12 protein-coding genes are annotated in these 14,347 nt (G+C 65.7%); 3 read left to right on the top strand and 9 right to left on the bottom strand.

The annotated features are described in order from the left end of the window. Positions 1-2: 2 nt before the first annotated feature. Both NLM15_RS10745 and nadC read left to right on the top strand, forming a co-directional pair. Positions 3-1,607, top strand: a complete 1,605-nt coding sequence (locus NLM15_RS10745) for an L-aspartate oxidase (protein WP_254116925.1) — start codon at positions 3-5, stop codon at positions 1,605-1,607. Positions 1,608-1,618: 11 nt separating this feature from the next. Then, positions 1,619-2,497: a carboxylating nicotinate-nucleotide diphosphorylase gene (gene nadC, locus NLM15_RS10740; protein WP_254116924.1), complete on the top strand. Its 879-nt coding sequence runs from the start codon at positions 1,619-1,621 to the stop codon at positions 2,495-2,497. A 47-nt stretch (positions 2,498-2,544) separates the two neighbouring features. Here nadC and NLM15_RS10735 read toward each other — a convergent pair whose 3' ends face one another. The 3 genes from NLM15_RS10735 to NLM15_RS10725 form a co-directional block, all read right to left on the bottom strand. After that, complete coding sequence (locus NLM15_RS10735; protein ID WP_254116923.1) at positions 2,545-3,999, bottom strand: cell wall hydrolase; 1,455 nt, start codon at positions 3,997-3,999, stop codon at positions 2,545-2,547. Positions 4,000-4,492: 493 nt separating this feature from the next. Beyond that, a complete protein-coding gene (gene ppdK, locus NLM15_RS10730; RefSeq protein WP_254116922.1) occupies positions 4,493-7,417 on the bottom strand; it encodes a pyruvate, phosphate dikinase in 2,925 nt (974 codons plus the stop codon). Positions 7,418-7,513: 96 nt separating this feature from the next. After that, on the bottom strand, positions 7,514-7,669 hold the full coding sequence (locus NLM15_RS10725) for a DUF3096 domain-containing protein (RefSeq protein WP_014497329.1): 156 nt from the start codon (positions 7,667-7,669) through the stop codon (positions 7,514-7,516). Positions 7,670-7,892: 223 nt separating this feature from the next. Here NLM15_RS10725 and NLM15_RS10720 point away from each other — a divergent pair, with 223 nt between their 5' ends. Continuing rightward, complete coding sequence (locus NLM15_RS10720; RefSeq protein ID WP_254116921.1) at positions 7,893-8,246, top strand: DUF1236 domain-containing protein; 354 nt, start codon at positions 7,893-7,895, stop codon at positions 8,244-8,246. A gap of 264 nt (positions 8,247-8,510) precedes the next feature. On the opposite strand, the gene glyS is transcribed toward NLM15_RS10720, so the two are convergent. From glyS to NLM15_RS10690, 6 genes are all read right to left on the bottom strand, one after another. Continuing rightward, positions 8,511-10,667: a glycine--tRNA ligase subunit beta gene (glyS, locus tag NLM15_RS10715; RefSeq protein ID WP_254116920.1), complete on the bottom strand. Its 2,157-nt coding sequence runs from the start codon at positions 10,665-10,667 to the stop codon at positions 8,511-8,513. Then, entirely contained in the window at positions 10,667-11,602 is a 936-nt protein-coding gene (locus tag NLM15_RS10710) for a glycine--tRNA ligase subunit alpha (protein ID WP_038948278.1), read from the bottom strand. The genes glyS and NLM15_RS10710 overlap by 1 nt, the downstream gene beginning before the upstream one ends. 210 nt (positions 11,603-11,812) lie before the next feature. Then, complete coding sequence (locus tag NLM15_RS10705) at positions 11,813-12,004, bottom strand: hypothetical protein (protein ID WP_254116919.1); 192 nt, start codon at positions 12,002-12,004, stop codon at positions 11,813-11,815. 105 nt (positions 12,005-12,109) lie between these two features. After that, positions 12,110-13,018, bottom strand: coding sequence for a S49 family peptidase (locus NLM15_RS10700; RefSeq protein WP_254116918.1), 909 nt, complete (start codon positions 13,016-13,018; stop codon positions 12,110-12,112). Positions 13,019-13,232: 214 nt separating this feature from the next. Beyond that, positions 13,233-14,000, bottom strand: coding sequence for a tRNA1(Val) (adenine(37)-N6)-methyltransferase (locus NLM15_RS10695; protein WP_254116917.1), 768 nt, complete (start codon positions 13,998-14,000; stop codon positions 13,233-13,235). Then, positions 13,993-14,220, bottom strand: coding sequence for a DUF2007 domain-containing protein (locus NLM15_RS10690; RefSeq protein ID WP_018323354.1), 228 nt, complete (start codon positions 14,218-14,220; stop codon positions 13,993-13,995). Before NLM15_RS10690 ends, NLM15_RS10695 begins: the two co-directional genes overlap by 8 nt. Positions 14,221-14,347 lie beyond the last annotated feature (127 nt).

Below are 14,347 nucleotides of genomic sequence, written 5' to 3'. Positions count from 1 at the left end.
ACATGCAAGACAACATCGACAACCTCACCCGCACCGACGACATCGTCATCGTCGGCGGTGGCCTCGCCGGCCTGTTTTGCGCACTCAAACTCGCGCCGCGGCCGGTAATGCTGATCTCGGCCGCGCCGCTCGGCCAGGGCGCATCGTCCGCATGGGCGCAAGGCGGCATCGCCGCCGCGGTGGCCGAGGGCGATACGCCGGAGGCGCATGCCGCTGACACGATCGCCGTCGGCGGCGGCATCGTCGACGAAGCGGTCGCGCTCGGCATCGCGCGCGAAGCGGCGCCGCGGATCCACGACCTGCTCGCCCACGGCGTGCCGTTCGACCGCGATCTCGAAGGCCGGCTCGCGGTCGGGCGGGAAGCTGCGCATTCGGCCCGGCGCATCGTGCATGTGCGCGGCGACGGTGCGGGCGCCGCGATCATCGCGGCCCTGAGCGATGCGGTGCGGCGCACGCCGTCGATCCGGCTGATCGAAGGTCTCGTTGCCGAAGCGCTGTTGACGGAGGACGGCGCGGTCGCCGGCCTTCAGTTGCGTGAAGCCGGCAACGCGGCGGCACGGCCGGTCATGCTCGCCACACGCGCGGTCGTGCTTGCGACCGGCGGCATCGGCCATCTCTATGCCGTCACCACCAATCCGATCGAGGCCAGCGGCTCCGGTCTTGCGCTTGCTGCCCGCGCCGGCGCCGTCATCGCCGACCCCGAATTCGTGCAGTTCCATCCGACCGCCATCATGGTCGGGCGCGATCCGGCGCCACTCGCGACCGAAGCACTGCGCGGCGAAGGGGCGACGCTGATCAACGGCGATGGCGAACGTTTCATGCTTGCGCGCCATCCGCTCGCCGAGCTCGCGCCGCGCGACATCGTGGCACGCGGCGTATTCGCCGAGATCGCGGCCGGCCGCGGCGCCTTCCTCGATGCACGGCAGGCGCTCGGTGCGCGCTTTGCCGACAAATTTCCAACGGTGCACGCGAGCTGCGTCGCCGCAGGCATCGATCCCGCGACGCAGGCCATCCCGATCGCGCCGGCCGCGCATTACCACATGGGAGGCATCGCGGTGGACGCGCGCGGCCGCAGCTCGATCGACGGGCTCTGGGCCGGCGGCGAAGTGTCGTCCACCGGCGCGCATGGCGCCAACCGGCTCGCGTCGAACTCGCTGCTGGAGGCCGTGGTCTATGCGGCGCGCATCGCCGAGGACATCGCCGGCCGTACCATCCCCGCGCCTGCCCGGCTTCCCGATGCACTGGTGACACCGCGCGGCGCTGCGCCTGATGCTTCAGCCGTGACGCGGCTGCGGACGATGATGAGCACGCATGTCGGTGTGATCCGCGATGGCGACGGGCTTGCGGAGGCCGTGCGCAGCTTCGCCGCGACCGAGCGCGAAGCCGGCAACATCACGCTGCGCAACATGGCAACGACAGCCCTGCTCGTTGCCGCGGCGGCCTGGACCCGGCGCGAGAGCCGCGGCGCGCATTTCCGTTCCGACCTTCCGGCGGATGTCCCTGCGCTGAGGCAAAGAACGATGACGACACTCGCGGCTGCGCGCGAGGTGGCCGATGGCCTCACCGGTCGTCCGCTGCCGCGCACCGCTCAACCCATGATCGCCTGATGGAGTTTTCCATGATCACCCCGACCTCACTGCTCTATCCCGACGCCTTCCTCTCGCCGCTTGCGATCGACGCGGCCGTGCACCGCGCACTCGACGAGGATCTCGGCCGCGCCGGCGACATCACCTCGCTGGCGACGATCCCGGAAGCGACAAAAGCGCAGGCGATCCTGGTCGCGCGCCAGTCCGGCGTGATCGCGGGATTGCCGCTGGCGCTGGCAACGCTGCAAAAGCTCTCGCCCGACATCGCGGTGCGCGGAGAGGTCCGCGATGCCGCACGGGTTGCGCGCGGCCAGCACGTGCTGACGATCTCGGGGCCCGCCCGCGCCATCCTCACGGCAGAGCGCACGGCGCTGAACTTCGTCGGCCGCCTCTCGGGCGTCGCGACGCTCACGGCCGACTATGTCGCCCGCACCGAAGGCACGAAGATGCGCATCTGTTGCACGCGCAAGACCACGCCGGGGCTGCGGGCGCTGGAGAAATACGCGGTGCGCTGCGGCGGCGGCTTCAACCACCGCTTCGGGCTCGACGACGCGATCCTGATCAAGGACAACCACATCGCTGTCGCCGGCGGCATCCGCCCGGTGCTGGAGCGCGCCCGCGCCCATGCGGGGCATCTCGTCAAGATCGAGATCGAGGTCGATACGCTGGCGCAATTGCGCGATGTGCTCGACACTGGCCTCGCGGACGCCGTGCTGCTCGACAACATGGATTTTGCGACGCTGCGCGAGGCAGTGCGGATGAACGAGGGGCGGCTCGAGCTGGAGGCGTCAGGCGGCGTCACGCTGGAGTCGATCGCGGCGATCGCGGCAACTGGCGTCGACTACGCGTCGGCAGGCGCGCTGACGCATTCGGCGCCGAATTTCGATTGTGCGCTGGATATCGAGGCGTGAGGCGGTCTTTTCCCTCTCCCCGTTCTGACGGGGAGAGGTGAAGAAAGCTACCGCCGCTCGCTCACACCCATCTCGGCAGAACTCTTCGCTTCCTGCGCGAGCTCGGCGGAGAGCGCGGCGGTCTGCGCCGGGGTACCCCAGCTCGGTTCTTCGCTGCCGTCGCCCCAGGCGCGCGGGCGATAGAAGGTGTGCACGCCGGTCTTGTACATCTTCTTCATCTCGGCGACCCAGGACGGGCGCACCCAGTAGGCGTGATAGTGCGTGGACTTGCCGACCTCGGGCAGCCAGATCTGGCCGTCGAGCATCGCCTTCGAGATCTTTTTCGCGCGCTCCCACATCTCGGGCTCGCGGATCACGTCGGCATTGTTGTCGCAGGCGAAGGTGAACTGGCACGCCAGGTGGCGGTGCTTGTTCTGATAGACCGCGCCGCACACGGTGTCAGGATATTTGCCCGAGAACACGCGGTTCATCACGACTTGCGCGACGGCCATCTGGCCGCGCACGGCCTCGCCGCGCGATTCGAAATAGACCGCTTCGGCAAGACATTTCTCGGACTTCGCGCGCGACTTGTCGTCGAGCGCGAGCCGCTCCGCCGGCGATCTGGCGCGCTGGTTGTCGGCGTTGACCTCGCCCTTCGGCGCCACGCTCTCGCCGCTCTCGATGTCCTTGGCGATCTCCTCCGTCGGCGGCGTCAGCGAAGCTGTCACCTTCATGTCGGGGTCGGGCATCACGATCAGCGGCTCGGCGCCGGGCTGCCAGCTCTCCATGCTCTCGAGGCTGCCGCCGAGCGAGGAGCTGCCGAAGAACAGGTTCGAGGTCTTCACGCGGAAGGGATCGCGCGGCGGCGCGGCCGGAAGGGTCGCTTGCTTCAGCGCCTCGAGCGGCTGGACCGCGAACGCGCGCGCTGCGTCACTGGCTTGCGGCGGATTGGCGTATTGCGGCAGTGGCGGCGCGCGCAGCGCTTCCTGAAGCTCGGGATCGAGCGCGGCCGCGGACTCCGGCGACATGGCTTGCGGCAACGCGACGGTCTTGGCGCCGAACACCGAGCGGTTCGATGTCGCGGGATCCTCCTGTGCCGGTGCCGCGGATGGCGCGGTCGTCTCGGGAGCCTGCGTGGGTGCGACACTTGCGAGACGATCACCCTTCATGGAGCGATCGACCTTGGGAAAATCGGCGGCCTGGTAGCGCGGCGGCGCCTGGAGCGCCGGATTGCGGCTGATCGCGCCGGTGACGTCGCGGCCATCGAGGCTCGCGAGGCGAACCATCGCGCTCTGCGGAACCGAAGTGCCGATGGGCCGGGAAAAGCTGTAGGTGGCGAGCTGGATCGAGGACGCTGCGGAGAACACCTGCCTCTGCCAACGCTCGGCGACGCCGGGCTGACGCGCCAGCAACGACGCGATGTCCTGATAGCCGGTCTCTCTCGGCATCAATGCGAAGATGCAGAGACCGATGCCGAAGGACGCGAACCGCGCGCCCTTCGGATGGTTACGCAACACTGACATCGACACGCTCACGCTACGCTTACGCCAGAAAAATCGAACCGCAGTACATCCGTACAATTCGATCTTTATCGTGAGTATCCAATTTAGGTTGCCGGGGCGTTAATCGGCGTTGCGCGTGCGGCACACTCAAGCAATTGCAGGTGTTTTCACGGGACGACGATGCGCGTTGGTAAACGCGGCCTCTCGCAAGACGGTAAACATTTGGTCAACGCGAATGGTGAAGGAACCGTTGACGGCGCGCTTCATTGCGGGATGCGCGATGAGTTCCGGTATTGCGACAGCAACCGCTGTCATGCCACGCCTAGTGCGCAATTGCGCACGGGGGCGGGGCATCCAGTACGCCGCGGCTTCTCGATTGATCCACTACTGTCTCGGAGTACTGGATCGCCCGCCTTCGCGGGCGATGACACTGAGTATGTGGAAACAGCGTCGCGCAAAATGAAAAGAGGCGGGGTTGGGCCCCGCCTCTCTCAACTCAATCCTGCGACTCGACTTACGCCTGGCTCGCGACCGCCTTGCCCAGCGCGGCCTGCGCCGCTGCGAGACGGGCGATCGGCACGCGATAGGGCGAGCACGACACGTAGTCGAGGCCGATGTTGTGGCAGAAGGCGACGGAAGCGGGATCGCCGCCGTGCTCGCCGCAGATGCCGACCTTGAGCTTCGGGCGCGTCTTGCGGCCGCGCGCGACGCCGATCTTGACGAGCTCGCCGACGCCTTCCTGGTCGAGCGCGACGAAGGGGTCGACCGACAGGATGCCCTTCGTCACGTAGGGACCGAGGAAGCTCGCTGCGTCGTCGCGGCTGATGCCATAGGTGGTCTGCGTGAGGTCGTTGGTGCCGAACGAGAAGAACTCGGCGCTCTCCGCGATCTCGGCCGCGAGCAGGCAGGCGCGCGGCAACTCGATCATGGTGCCGACCTGATAGGACAGCTTGGTGTTGGAGTCGCGCATCACCGCCTTCGCGGTGGCGTCGATGCGCGCCTTGACGAGGTCGAGCTCCATCTTGGTGGCGATCAGCGGCACCATCACCTCGAGGCCGACGGCCTTGCCGGTACGCTTCTCGGCCTCGACGGCGGCTTCGAAGATCGCACGCGCCTGCATCTCGGCGATCTCGGGATAGGCGATCGCGATGCGGCAGCCGCGGAAGCCGAGCATCGGATTGAACTCCGAGAGCTCGCGCGCGCGGTCGGCCAGACGCCGCGGGTCGGTGTTCATGGCGCGCGCCACTTCCTCGACCTCGGCATGGGTGTGCGGCAGGAACTCGTGCAGCGGCGGGTCGAGCAGGCGGATCGTGACGGGCAGGCCCTTCATGATCTCGAACAGCTCGACGAAGTCGGCGCGCTGCATCGGCAGCAGCTTTGCGAGCGCGGCGCGGCGCGACTGCTCGTCCTCGGAGAGGATCATCTCGCGCACGGTGCGGATGCGGGTCTCCTCGAAGAACATGTGCTCGGTGCGGCAGAGGCCGATGCCTTCGGCGCCGAACTTGATCGCGGTGCGCGCGTCCTCCGGCGTGTCGCCGTTGACGCGCACGCCGATCTTGCGGACCTGGTCGGCCCATTTCATCAGCGTGCCGAACTCGCCGGACAGCTCCGGCTCGATCATCGGCATGCGGCCGGCCAGCACCTGGCCGAGCGAACCGTCGATGGTGATGACGTCGCCGGTCTTGAAGGTGCGGGAGCCGATGCTCATGGTGCCGCGGCCGTAATCGACGCGGATGGTGCCGCAGCCGGAGACGCAGGGCTTGCCCATGCCGCGCGCGACCACCGCCGCGTGCGAGGTCATGCCGCCGCGGGTGGTCAAAATGCCTTCGGCGGCGTGCATGCCGTGGATGTCTTCCGGGCTGGTCTCGATGCGGACCAGAATGACCTTGCGTCCGTCGCCCTGAAGCTTGGCCGCCTCGTCCGAGGAGAACACGATCTCGCCGGAGGCCGCTCCAGGCGAGGCCGGCAGGCCGGTCGCGATGACATCGCGCTTGGCGTCGGGGTCGATGGTCGGATGCAGCAGCTGGTCGAGCGAGGCGGGATCGATCCGCGTCACCGCTTCCTTCTTCGAGATCAGGCCTTCATTGGCGAGCTCGACCGCGATGCGCAACGCCGCCTTGGCGGTGCGCTTGCCGCCGCGGGTCTGGAGCATCCACAGCTTGCCCTGCTCGACCGTGAACTCCATGTCCTGCATGTCGCGGTAGTGCTTCTCGAGCAGCGTGTAGATCCGCGTCAGCTCCTTGAAGGCTTCCGGCATCGCCGCTTCCATCGAGGCCTTGTCGGAGCCGGATTCCTTGCGCGCTTCCTCGGTGATGTCCTGCGGCGTGCGGATGCCCGCCACCACGTCCTCGCCTTGCGCGTTGATCAGGAATTCGCCGTAGAGCTTGCTCTCGCCGGTCGAGGGATTGCGGGTGAAGGCAACGCCGGTCGCCGACGTCTCGCCCATGTTGCCGAACACCATGGCCTGTACGTTGACCGCGGTGCCCCAGGATTCCGGAATGTCGTGCAGCTTGCGATAAGTCACCGCGCGCGCGTTCATCCAGGATGAGAACACCGCGCCGATCGCGCCCCAGAGCTGGTCGTGCGGATCCTGCGGGAATTCCTTGCCGGTCTCGCGCGCGACCGCGTCCTTGTACTTGCCGACCAGACCGACCCAGTCCTCGGCGGTGAGGTCCGTATCGAGCGTATAGCCCTGGCTGTCCTTGAAGGTGTCGAGGATTTCCTCGAAGTGATGATGCTCGAAGCCGAGCACCACGTCCGAATACATGGTGATGAAGCGGCGATAGCTGTCATAGGCGAAGCGACGGTCGCCCGACAGTTCCGACAGCGCTTCGACGGTCTCGTCGTTGAGGCCGAGGTTGAGCACGGTGTCCATCATGCCCGGCATCGAGGCGCGCGCACCGGAGCGCACGGAGACGAGCAGCGGGTTCTTCGAATCGCCGAACACCTTGCCGGTCAGCTTGCCGACATAGTCGAGCGCCTTCTCAACCTGCGACTGCAACTCCTTCGGGTAGGACTTGTCGTGCGCGTAGAAATAGGTGCAGACCGAGGTCGGAACGGTGAAACCCGGAGGCACCGGCAGGCCGAGATTGGCCATCTCGGCGAGGTTGGCGCCCTTGCCGCCGAGCAGGTCGCGCATTTCCGAGCGGCCCTCGGCCTTGCCGTCCCCGAAGGTGAACACCCATTTGCCGGCCTTGGCCGCCACAGGCGCCGCCTTCTTTGCCGCGGGCTTCGGCGCGACCGGCTTGGTCACGGCCTTTGCAGCGACTTTGGCGGCGGGCTTTGCGGCCGGCTTGGCTCCGGCCTTCTTAGCTGCCTTGGCGACCGGCTTCGGCGCGCTCTTGGCCAGCGCCTTGCGGGCTGGCGGCGCAGCTTTCGCGGCGGCGGAGGACTTTGATTTCGCTGGTATTTTCTTAGGCTTCGAGGCGGCTTTGGCCATAGCTTGCACACAACCTGCGAGAGGAAGGGGAAATCGCGGGCCTTACACCACTTTGGGAGGGCCCGCGCAAGTCGAAGAGTTCCGGAAAATGAAGGCCTAGAGATGGAGCCACTTCAACAATCCGAGCCCGATCGCACCATTTATGATGAGGAAGATGGCGACGATCAGGTTCAGCAGGCGCGGCATGATCAGGATAAGCACGCCCGCAAGCAGCGACAGAAGCGGCGAGATGTGGGCGACGGTGATGTGCATGAATTGTCTTTCTGTGCGTTAAGGCGAATCGCGGCCAGATCATAGCGGACCGGGTTCCGCGGGTAGAGACGCACAAGCGCCGCCTGAGTTCCCGGCTTCGCGAAAACTGCCCGAAAATGCCGCGAATGCGGCAGGGCATTTTCCGGAACATCGTCCGCGTCGCAGCATTGGCAACCGGTCGCGCCAGTGGCGCTTCCCGAAAACCTTCTCGAAGGAGTTGTCCATGCGGAACAGGATTCTTGCTCTTGCAGCGCTCGCGGCCGCGATTGGCTCGCCCGTCGCGGCGCAGGCGCAAAGCGGTGTCACGGTGGGACGCGCGCCCGTCGTGGTCGACAGCAGCCCTACGATTGCGGTCGATCAGCGGCCGGCCTTCCGCGAATATGTCGTCGAACAACGTGTGCCGGCCTTCCGTATCCCGGATCGCGTGGTGGTCGGCTCTACGTTACCCGAGACCGGCATCACCTATTATGACGTGCCGCAACGTTTCGGCGCCACCACCTATCGCTACACCGTCGTGAACGGCGAAACCGTGCTGGTCGAGCCGCGCTCGCGACGCATCGTCGAGGTGATGGACTAGCGAGATGATGAACTAATCAGTCCAACTCGATGTCCGGCGCGTCACTTCAATCAGGCTGGCGCGAGCAGTGTTAATCGGACATCAGGCCCCGCCCGGTATCCCCCCGCCGGGCGGGGCTTTTTTATCCTCTCGTGTCCCGGACGCGACGCAACGCGTAGCGGTGCGGCGCAGAGCCGGGACCCAGAATCTTTCGTGCATGCCGCATGGGCCCCGGCTCAGCAGCGCACCGCTGAAGAAGCGCTGCGCTGCGTCCGGGGCACGAGATCAATCCTGGATCTTCGAGAAATCCGCCACCGCACGCGTGGCGCTGCGGATCTCGTTCAGCAGCTTCAGGCGGTTCTCGCGCACCTTGGCATCGTCGTCGTTGACGCGAACCTTGTCGAAGAACGCATCGACCGGCGGACGCAGCTTTGCCATCGCGCTCATCGCAGCCGCAAAGTCCTCCCTGGCGACGGCGGCGCTTGCTTCCGCCTGCACCTCGCCGATCGCCTTCGCCAGCGCCTTTTCCTCATCGAGGCTGTAGAGCGCGGCATCCGGCGAACCGGCGAAGCTACGCTTGTCCTTCTTCTCCTCGATCGAAAGGATGTTACTGGCGCGCTTGGTGCCGGCAAGCAGGTTCTTGCCGTCGTCGCTGTCGAGGAATTTTCCGAGCGCCTCGACGCGGCGGACGATCATCAAGAGATCGTCCTGGCCGCCGAGCGCGAACACGGCGTCGACGAGATCGTGCCGCGCGCCCTGCTCGCGGAGCTGGAGCTTAAGTCGTTCAGCAAAGAACTCCACTAGCTCTCTCGCGACAGTCTCACGCATCTCCTTCGCAACCTTAGTCACGTCCGGATTCGTCAACGGTTCTTCGCCCGCCGGAGAGATTGTCAGGACGGAATGCTTTTGAAGTGCAAAGTAGAAGAGCGGTTCCAGCCGAATGCGTAGTCCGTTTTCCAGGACGATCCGAATAACGCCCAATGCCGCCCTTCGCAGCCCAAGCGGGTCCCTGCTCCCCGAAGGCTTCTCGTTGCTGCCCCAGAAGCCAGCAAATGTATCGATCTTGTCGGCGAGCGCCACGGCGACGCTGACCGGATCGGTCGGCACGCGATCCGTGGGACCTTGCGGTTTGTAGTGCTCCTCGCAGGCCGCGGCGACGGACGCGTCTTCGCCCTGGGCCAACGCGTAGTACTTGCCCATCAGGCCCTGCACCTCCGGGAATTCGCCGACGACTTCGGTCAGCAAATCCGCCTTCGCGAGGTGCGCGGCGCGCGTCGCCTTGGCGACGTCGGCGCCAACGAGGGGTGCGATCTCGGCGGCAAGCCGCTCGATGCGCTTGATGCGCGCAGCCTGGGTGCCGAGCTTTTCGTGGAACACGATCTGATCGAACTTCGGCAGCCGATCTTCGAGCTTCGTTTTGAGATCGGTCTCATAGAAGAACTTCGCATCCGACAGGCGCGGACGGATCACGCGCTCGTTGCCTGATACAATGACCTTGCCGCCGTCGGCAGCCTCGATATTTGCGGTGAGGACGAACTTGTTGGTCAGCTTGCCCGTCTTCGCATCCCTGACCACAAAGCATTTCTGGTTGTTGCGGATGGTGGCGCGGATCACCTCTTCCGGGATCGCGAGATATTCGGCTTCGAACGATCCCATCATGACGACGGGCCATTCGACGAGGCCGGAAACCTCGTCGAGCAGCACCTGATCCTCGACCAGCTCGAAGCCCTGCGCGAAGGTCAGCTCCTTGGCGTCGGCAAAGATGATGTCCTTGCGCGCCTGCGGATCGAGGATGACTTTTGCCGCCTTCAGCTTCGTCTCATAGTCCTCGAAGCGGCGCACGTTGATCGCCGCCGGTGCCATGAAGCGATGGCCGTAAGTGGTCTGGCCGGTCTCGATGCCGTCGACTTCGAACTTGACGACATCCGGCTCTTCCGTCTCCGGCCCGAAAGTCGCGGTGATCGCATGCAGCGGACGCACCCAGCTCAGCGAGCCCGGCTTGCCCGAGCGCGCGCCCCAGCGCATCGATTTCGGCCAGGGGAAGGTGCGGATGATGACGGGCAGGATTTCCGCAAGCACGTCGATCGCGTCGCGGCCGGCTTTCTCGATCAGCCCGATGTAGAAATCACCCTTCGGGTCGCGCTGGATCTTGGCTTCATCCAGCGATTTCAGGCCTGTGGCTTTCAGAAAGCCCTGCACGGCCGCATCGGGCGCGCCGACTTTCGGTCCGCGGCGTTCGGTCTTCAAATCGGGCTGGCGCACGGGGATTCCGTGCACGGTGAGCGCAAGGCGGCGCGGCGTCGCGAATGCCTTCGCACCCTCATAGACGAGACCTTCGGCGACGAGCTTGTCGGTGACCATGCGGCGCAGATCGTCGGCCGCCTTGGCCTGCATGCGCGCGGGGATTTCTTCCGAGAACAGTTCAAGCAAAAGTTCGGGCATCAGGCCGCTCCGCCCGCTTCAGTATGGATCCAGGCCTCGCCGCAGGCTTTTGCCAATTCGCGCACACGCAAGATGTAGCTCTGGCGCTCCGTCACCGAGATCACGCCGCGCGCGTCCAAGAGGTTGAAGACATGGCTCGCCTTGATGCACTGGTCGTAAGCGGGCAGCGCCATCAGATGCGCCTCGCGCTTATCGTCCTTCCAACCGGCGTCGAGGTATTTCCTGCAGGCCGCCTCCGCCATCTTGAACTGCTCAAACAGCATCGCGGTGTCGGCGACTTCGAAATTGTGCTTCGAATATTCCCGCTCGGCCTGCAGGAAGACGTCGCCATAGGTGACCTTGGCGTCGCCGTCGCGGCCGTTGAAGTTGAGGTCGTAGACGCGGTCGACGCCCTGCACATACATCGCGAGGCGCTCGAGCCCGTAGGTGAGCTCGCCCGCGACCGGCGCGCATTCGAAGCCGGCGACCTGCTGGAAATAGGTGAACTGGCTAACTTCCATGCCATCGCACCAGCATTCCCAACCGAGGCCCCAGGCGCCCAGCGTCGGGCTCTCCCAGTCGTCCTCGACGAAGCGGATGTCGTGCACGGCGGAGTCGATGCCGATCGCGGCGAGCGACTTCAGGTACAGCTCCTGAAGGTTCGGCGGCGACGGCTTCATGATCACCTGAAACTGGTAATAATGCTGCATCCGGTTCGGATTCTCGCCGTAGCGGCCGTCCTTGGGACGGCGCGAGGGCTGCACATAGGCCGCGTTCCACGGCTTCGGGCCGAGCGCGCGCAGCGTCGTCGCCGGATGGAAGGTCCCCGCGCCCATCTCCATGTCGTAGGGCTGCAGGATCACGCAGCCCTGCTCGGCCCAGAACCGCTGGAGCGCGAGGATGAAGCCCTGGAACGACCGTTCCGGGCGCATATGGGCGGGCAATGAGGCGTCCATCGTCAGATCAGGCTCTCGCGGGGGGTTTTGAATCGCGCGGGACCGTATCGACGGCGGGGACGGGAATCAAGGCAAAGGGGGGCGGATTCGGGCCAGGCGGGACGGTCCGGTCAGGTGGGCAAAGCGAAGCGTGCCCACCATCGTCACCACGATTGCGGAAGGGAATGGTGGGCACGGCGCAAGAGCGCCTTTGCCCACTCTTGGCGCCGGCTATCCCGGCCGGTAGGCTCCGGTCACGGGGTCACGTTTCAGCGTCTGGATGGTCCCCATTTGGGCGGCCTCGGCGACGCGCGACAAGCGCATCTCCTCCAGCTCCTGGTTGATCCGGACAGCGGTCTTGTAGGCCCAGCGGACCACGGCAAGCCCGCCCAGGACGCCCGCGAAAGCGACGAACGGCGGCATCGGTCGATCCTTGTCTTAGTGCTCAGCCCCCACGCACATTCTTGCGCAGACCGGGCCGCGCCGCAATTGGCTCGGCCCGGACCAAATGGCGCGGGAGGCCACGGCCTAGAACCCGAATTTCGCCCAAATCGCCCGCGTCTCGACCGCCGAGATCAGATCGTCCGGCAGGCCGGCCATTGATTCCATGGCCGAAAGCTGCCCCGCGCCGGCCGATTTCCGCCCTAGAAGGCCGGACAGCAAACCGGTCGGCTGGGCAATCACGGGGGTGAGAACCTTCTCTCCGTAGCGGGCACGAAGAGTTGAGCGGAGATCGCCGATGCTGTCGGCGAGCCCGAGCGCGATCGAACTCTCGCCGGCCCAGTATTCCCCCGTGAACAGCGTGTCGTCGGTGCCCTTGAGGCGCGCGCCGCGGCTCTCCTTTACCAACGAAATGAAGATCTGGTGGATCTCGCGCTGGATCGCCTTCAGCTTGCCGACATCGTCAGGGTTTTCCGGCAGGAACGGGTCGAGCATCGCCTTGTGCGAGCCGGCGGTGTAGAGCCGCCGCTCGATGCCGAGCCGCTTGATCGCCTCCTGGAAACCAAAGCTGCCGCCGACCACGCCGATCGAGCCGAGGATGGAGGACGGATCGCAGATGATCTCGTCGCCGGCGCAGGCGATCATGTAGCCGCCGGAGGCCGCGACGTCCTCGACGAACACCAGCACCGGCAGCTTTTTCTCCGCCGCAAGCTGCTTGATGCGCAGATAGATCTGGCGCGACTGGACCGGCGAGCCGCCGGGCGAGTTGATCACCAGCGCCACCGCCTTGGCGTTCCGATACGAAAACGCCCGCTCCAGCACCCGCGCGACACCCGCAAGCGACATCCCCGGGCGCAGCGGCGTCACCGCGCCGATCACCCCGGACAGCCGCACCACCGGCACCACCGCCGTGCCGGGGCGGAATCGCGCCGGCAGATATTGCATGAGCTTGTCGGCCAGGCCGGAACCCTCACGATCGTTCAATTGTTCGGCCATGCCGTTACCTCTGCTTAACCATTTCTTATCACGCGACTGTCATTGGAAGTGCCCGGAACGTGTTTTGCAGATTTCCCGTTGGGAGGCTGCAATGAGGCAGCGGAGAACACCATGAAAATCTATCTGCTGATGCTGCTGATCGGTGCGCTGTTCATGGCGATCCGCCTGACGACCCCGCAAGAGCAGCAGTCGGAATCGCTTCCGCAGTAAGCGGTCACAGCTCGGCCAGCGGCAACACCGCTCTCCCCTCCAGAATTTCTGTGACCTGATTTTTGGGCACGCCTGACTCGTCGTTGAGCATCAGGCCCGGCAGCAGTCGCGTCGGAGCCCGCCCCCCTTTGACCGCGCGCACCAGCACGCGGATCGCGGGCCGTCCCGCCTCGCCGTGAACCGGCAGGATCGACAGGCTGCCAAAGCCGCGCGACAGCGCTGCCAGAACCTCGCCGATCCCATCGGCACGCCAGATCAATGTCAGCGCGCCATTCGATCGGAGGATGCGCCGCGCCGCATGCACCCATGCATTCAGCGTCTCTTCCGTCGCCACATGCGCGGTGTGGCGCATCTGATCGGGCGAGCCGCGATGGCGTGCGGGATCGTTGAAGGGCGGGTTCATCAGCACCACGTCGACGCTGTCGGGCAGCAGCCCATCTGCCGCAAACGCCTGCGCGTCCGCCGTGACGTCGAGCACGATCGTCTCGGCGGCAATTCCATTCGCTGCCGCATTGGCGCGCGCGAGCTCCGCCAGCTCCGGATCGATCTCGACCAGGCTTAGCCCGATACCGGCGACGCGCCGGCCGAGCGCCAGCCCGGCGGTGCCGATGCCGGCGCCAAGATCGACCACGCGGTCGCCCGCCCGCGCTTCCGTCGCCGCCGCGAGCAAAATGGCGTCATGCCCGGCGCGATGGCCGGACCGCTTCTGCCTCAGCAGCAAGCGGCCGCCGAGAAAGGCGTCCTCGGTGATGGCTGCCGAGGCGTCACTCATCGCCGCGCAGTTCGTGGCTGAGGCCGGCCTCGGTGAGCAGTTCCCTGGCCTCCTGGGCGTCGTCCTCATGGACCAGGATCCGCCGCGGCAAAATGCCGAGCGAGCCCTCGATGATGCTCATGTTCTGGTCCAGCACCAGATGATGGATGTTGGCGCCGTCGAGCAGCGCACCGATCGCCGACACCAGCACCATATCGTTGGTTCGAACCAGTTCACGCAAAACACAGATCTCCTGCCTGAAAGCGGTTTAGCGGCAAATGTCAATGGTTCCGCAGCACTTGCCGCATCCGTCGCCAGTTTCTATTGTATTTCCATCAGAATAGCCCTTCCGGGGCAAATATTGGAGA

This window comes from Bradyrhizobium sp. CCGB20 (assembly GCF_024199855.1).
Lineage (GTDB): Bacteria > Pseudomonadota > Alphaproteobacteria > Rhizobiales > Xanthobacteraceae > Bradyrhizobium.
The sequence above is the reverse complement of the archived record's forward strand: the minus strand, read 5'-3'. Positions and strand labels throughout refer to the sequence as shown.

Excerpts from the sequence above, each read along its gene's own strand:
- NLM15_RS10745 (WP_254116925.1), top strand. The coding sequence starts at position 3 with ATGCAAGACAACATCGACAACCTCACCCGCACCGACGACATCGTCATC.
- nadC (WP_254116924.1), top strand. The coding sequence starts at position 1,619 with ATGATCACCCCGACCTCACTGCTCTATCCCGACGCCTTCCTCTCGCCG.
- NLM15_RS10735 (WP_254116923.1), bottom strand. The coding sequence starts at position 3,999 with ATGTCAGTGTTGCGTAACCATCCGAAGGGCGCGCGGTTCGCGTCCTTC.
- ppdK (WP_254116922.1), bottom strand. The coding sequence starts at position 7,417 with ATGGCCAAAGCCGCCTCGAAGCCTAAGAAAATACCAGCGAAATCAAAG.
- NLM15_RS10725 (WP_014497329.1), bottom strand. The coding sequence starts at position 7,669 with ATGCACATCACCGTCGCCCACATCTCGCCGCTTCTGTCGCTGCTTGCG.
- NLM15_RS10720 (WP_254116921.1), top strand. The coding sequence starts at position 7,893 with ATGCGGAACAGGATTCTTGCTCTTGCAGCGCTCGCGGCCGCGATTGGC.
- glyS (WP_254116920.1), bottom strand. The coding sequence starts at position 10,667 with ATGCCCGAACTTTTGCTTGAACTGTTCTCGGAAGAAATCCCCGCGCGC.
- NLM15_RS10710 (WP_038948278.1), bottom strand. The coding sequence starts at position 11,602 with ATGGACGCCTCATTGCCCGCCCATATGCGCCCGGAACGGTCGTTCCAG.
- NLM15_RS10705 (WP_254116919.1), bottom strand. The coding sequence starts at position 12,004 with ATGCCGCCGTTCGTCGCTTTCGCGGGCGTCCTGGGCGGGCTTGCCGTG.
- NLM15_RS10700 (WP_254116918.1), bottom strand. The coding sequence starts at position 13,018 with ATGGCCGAACAATTGAACGATCGTGAGGGTTCCGGCCTGGCCGACAAG.
- NLM15_RS10695 (WP_254116917.1), bottom strand. The coding sequence starts at position 14,000 with ATGAGTGACGCCTCGGCAGCCATCACCGAGGACGCCTTTCTCGGCGGC.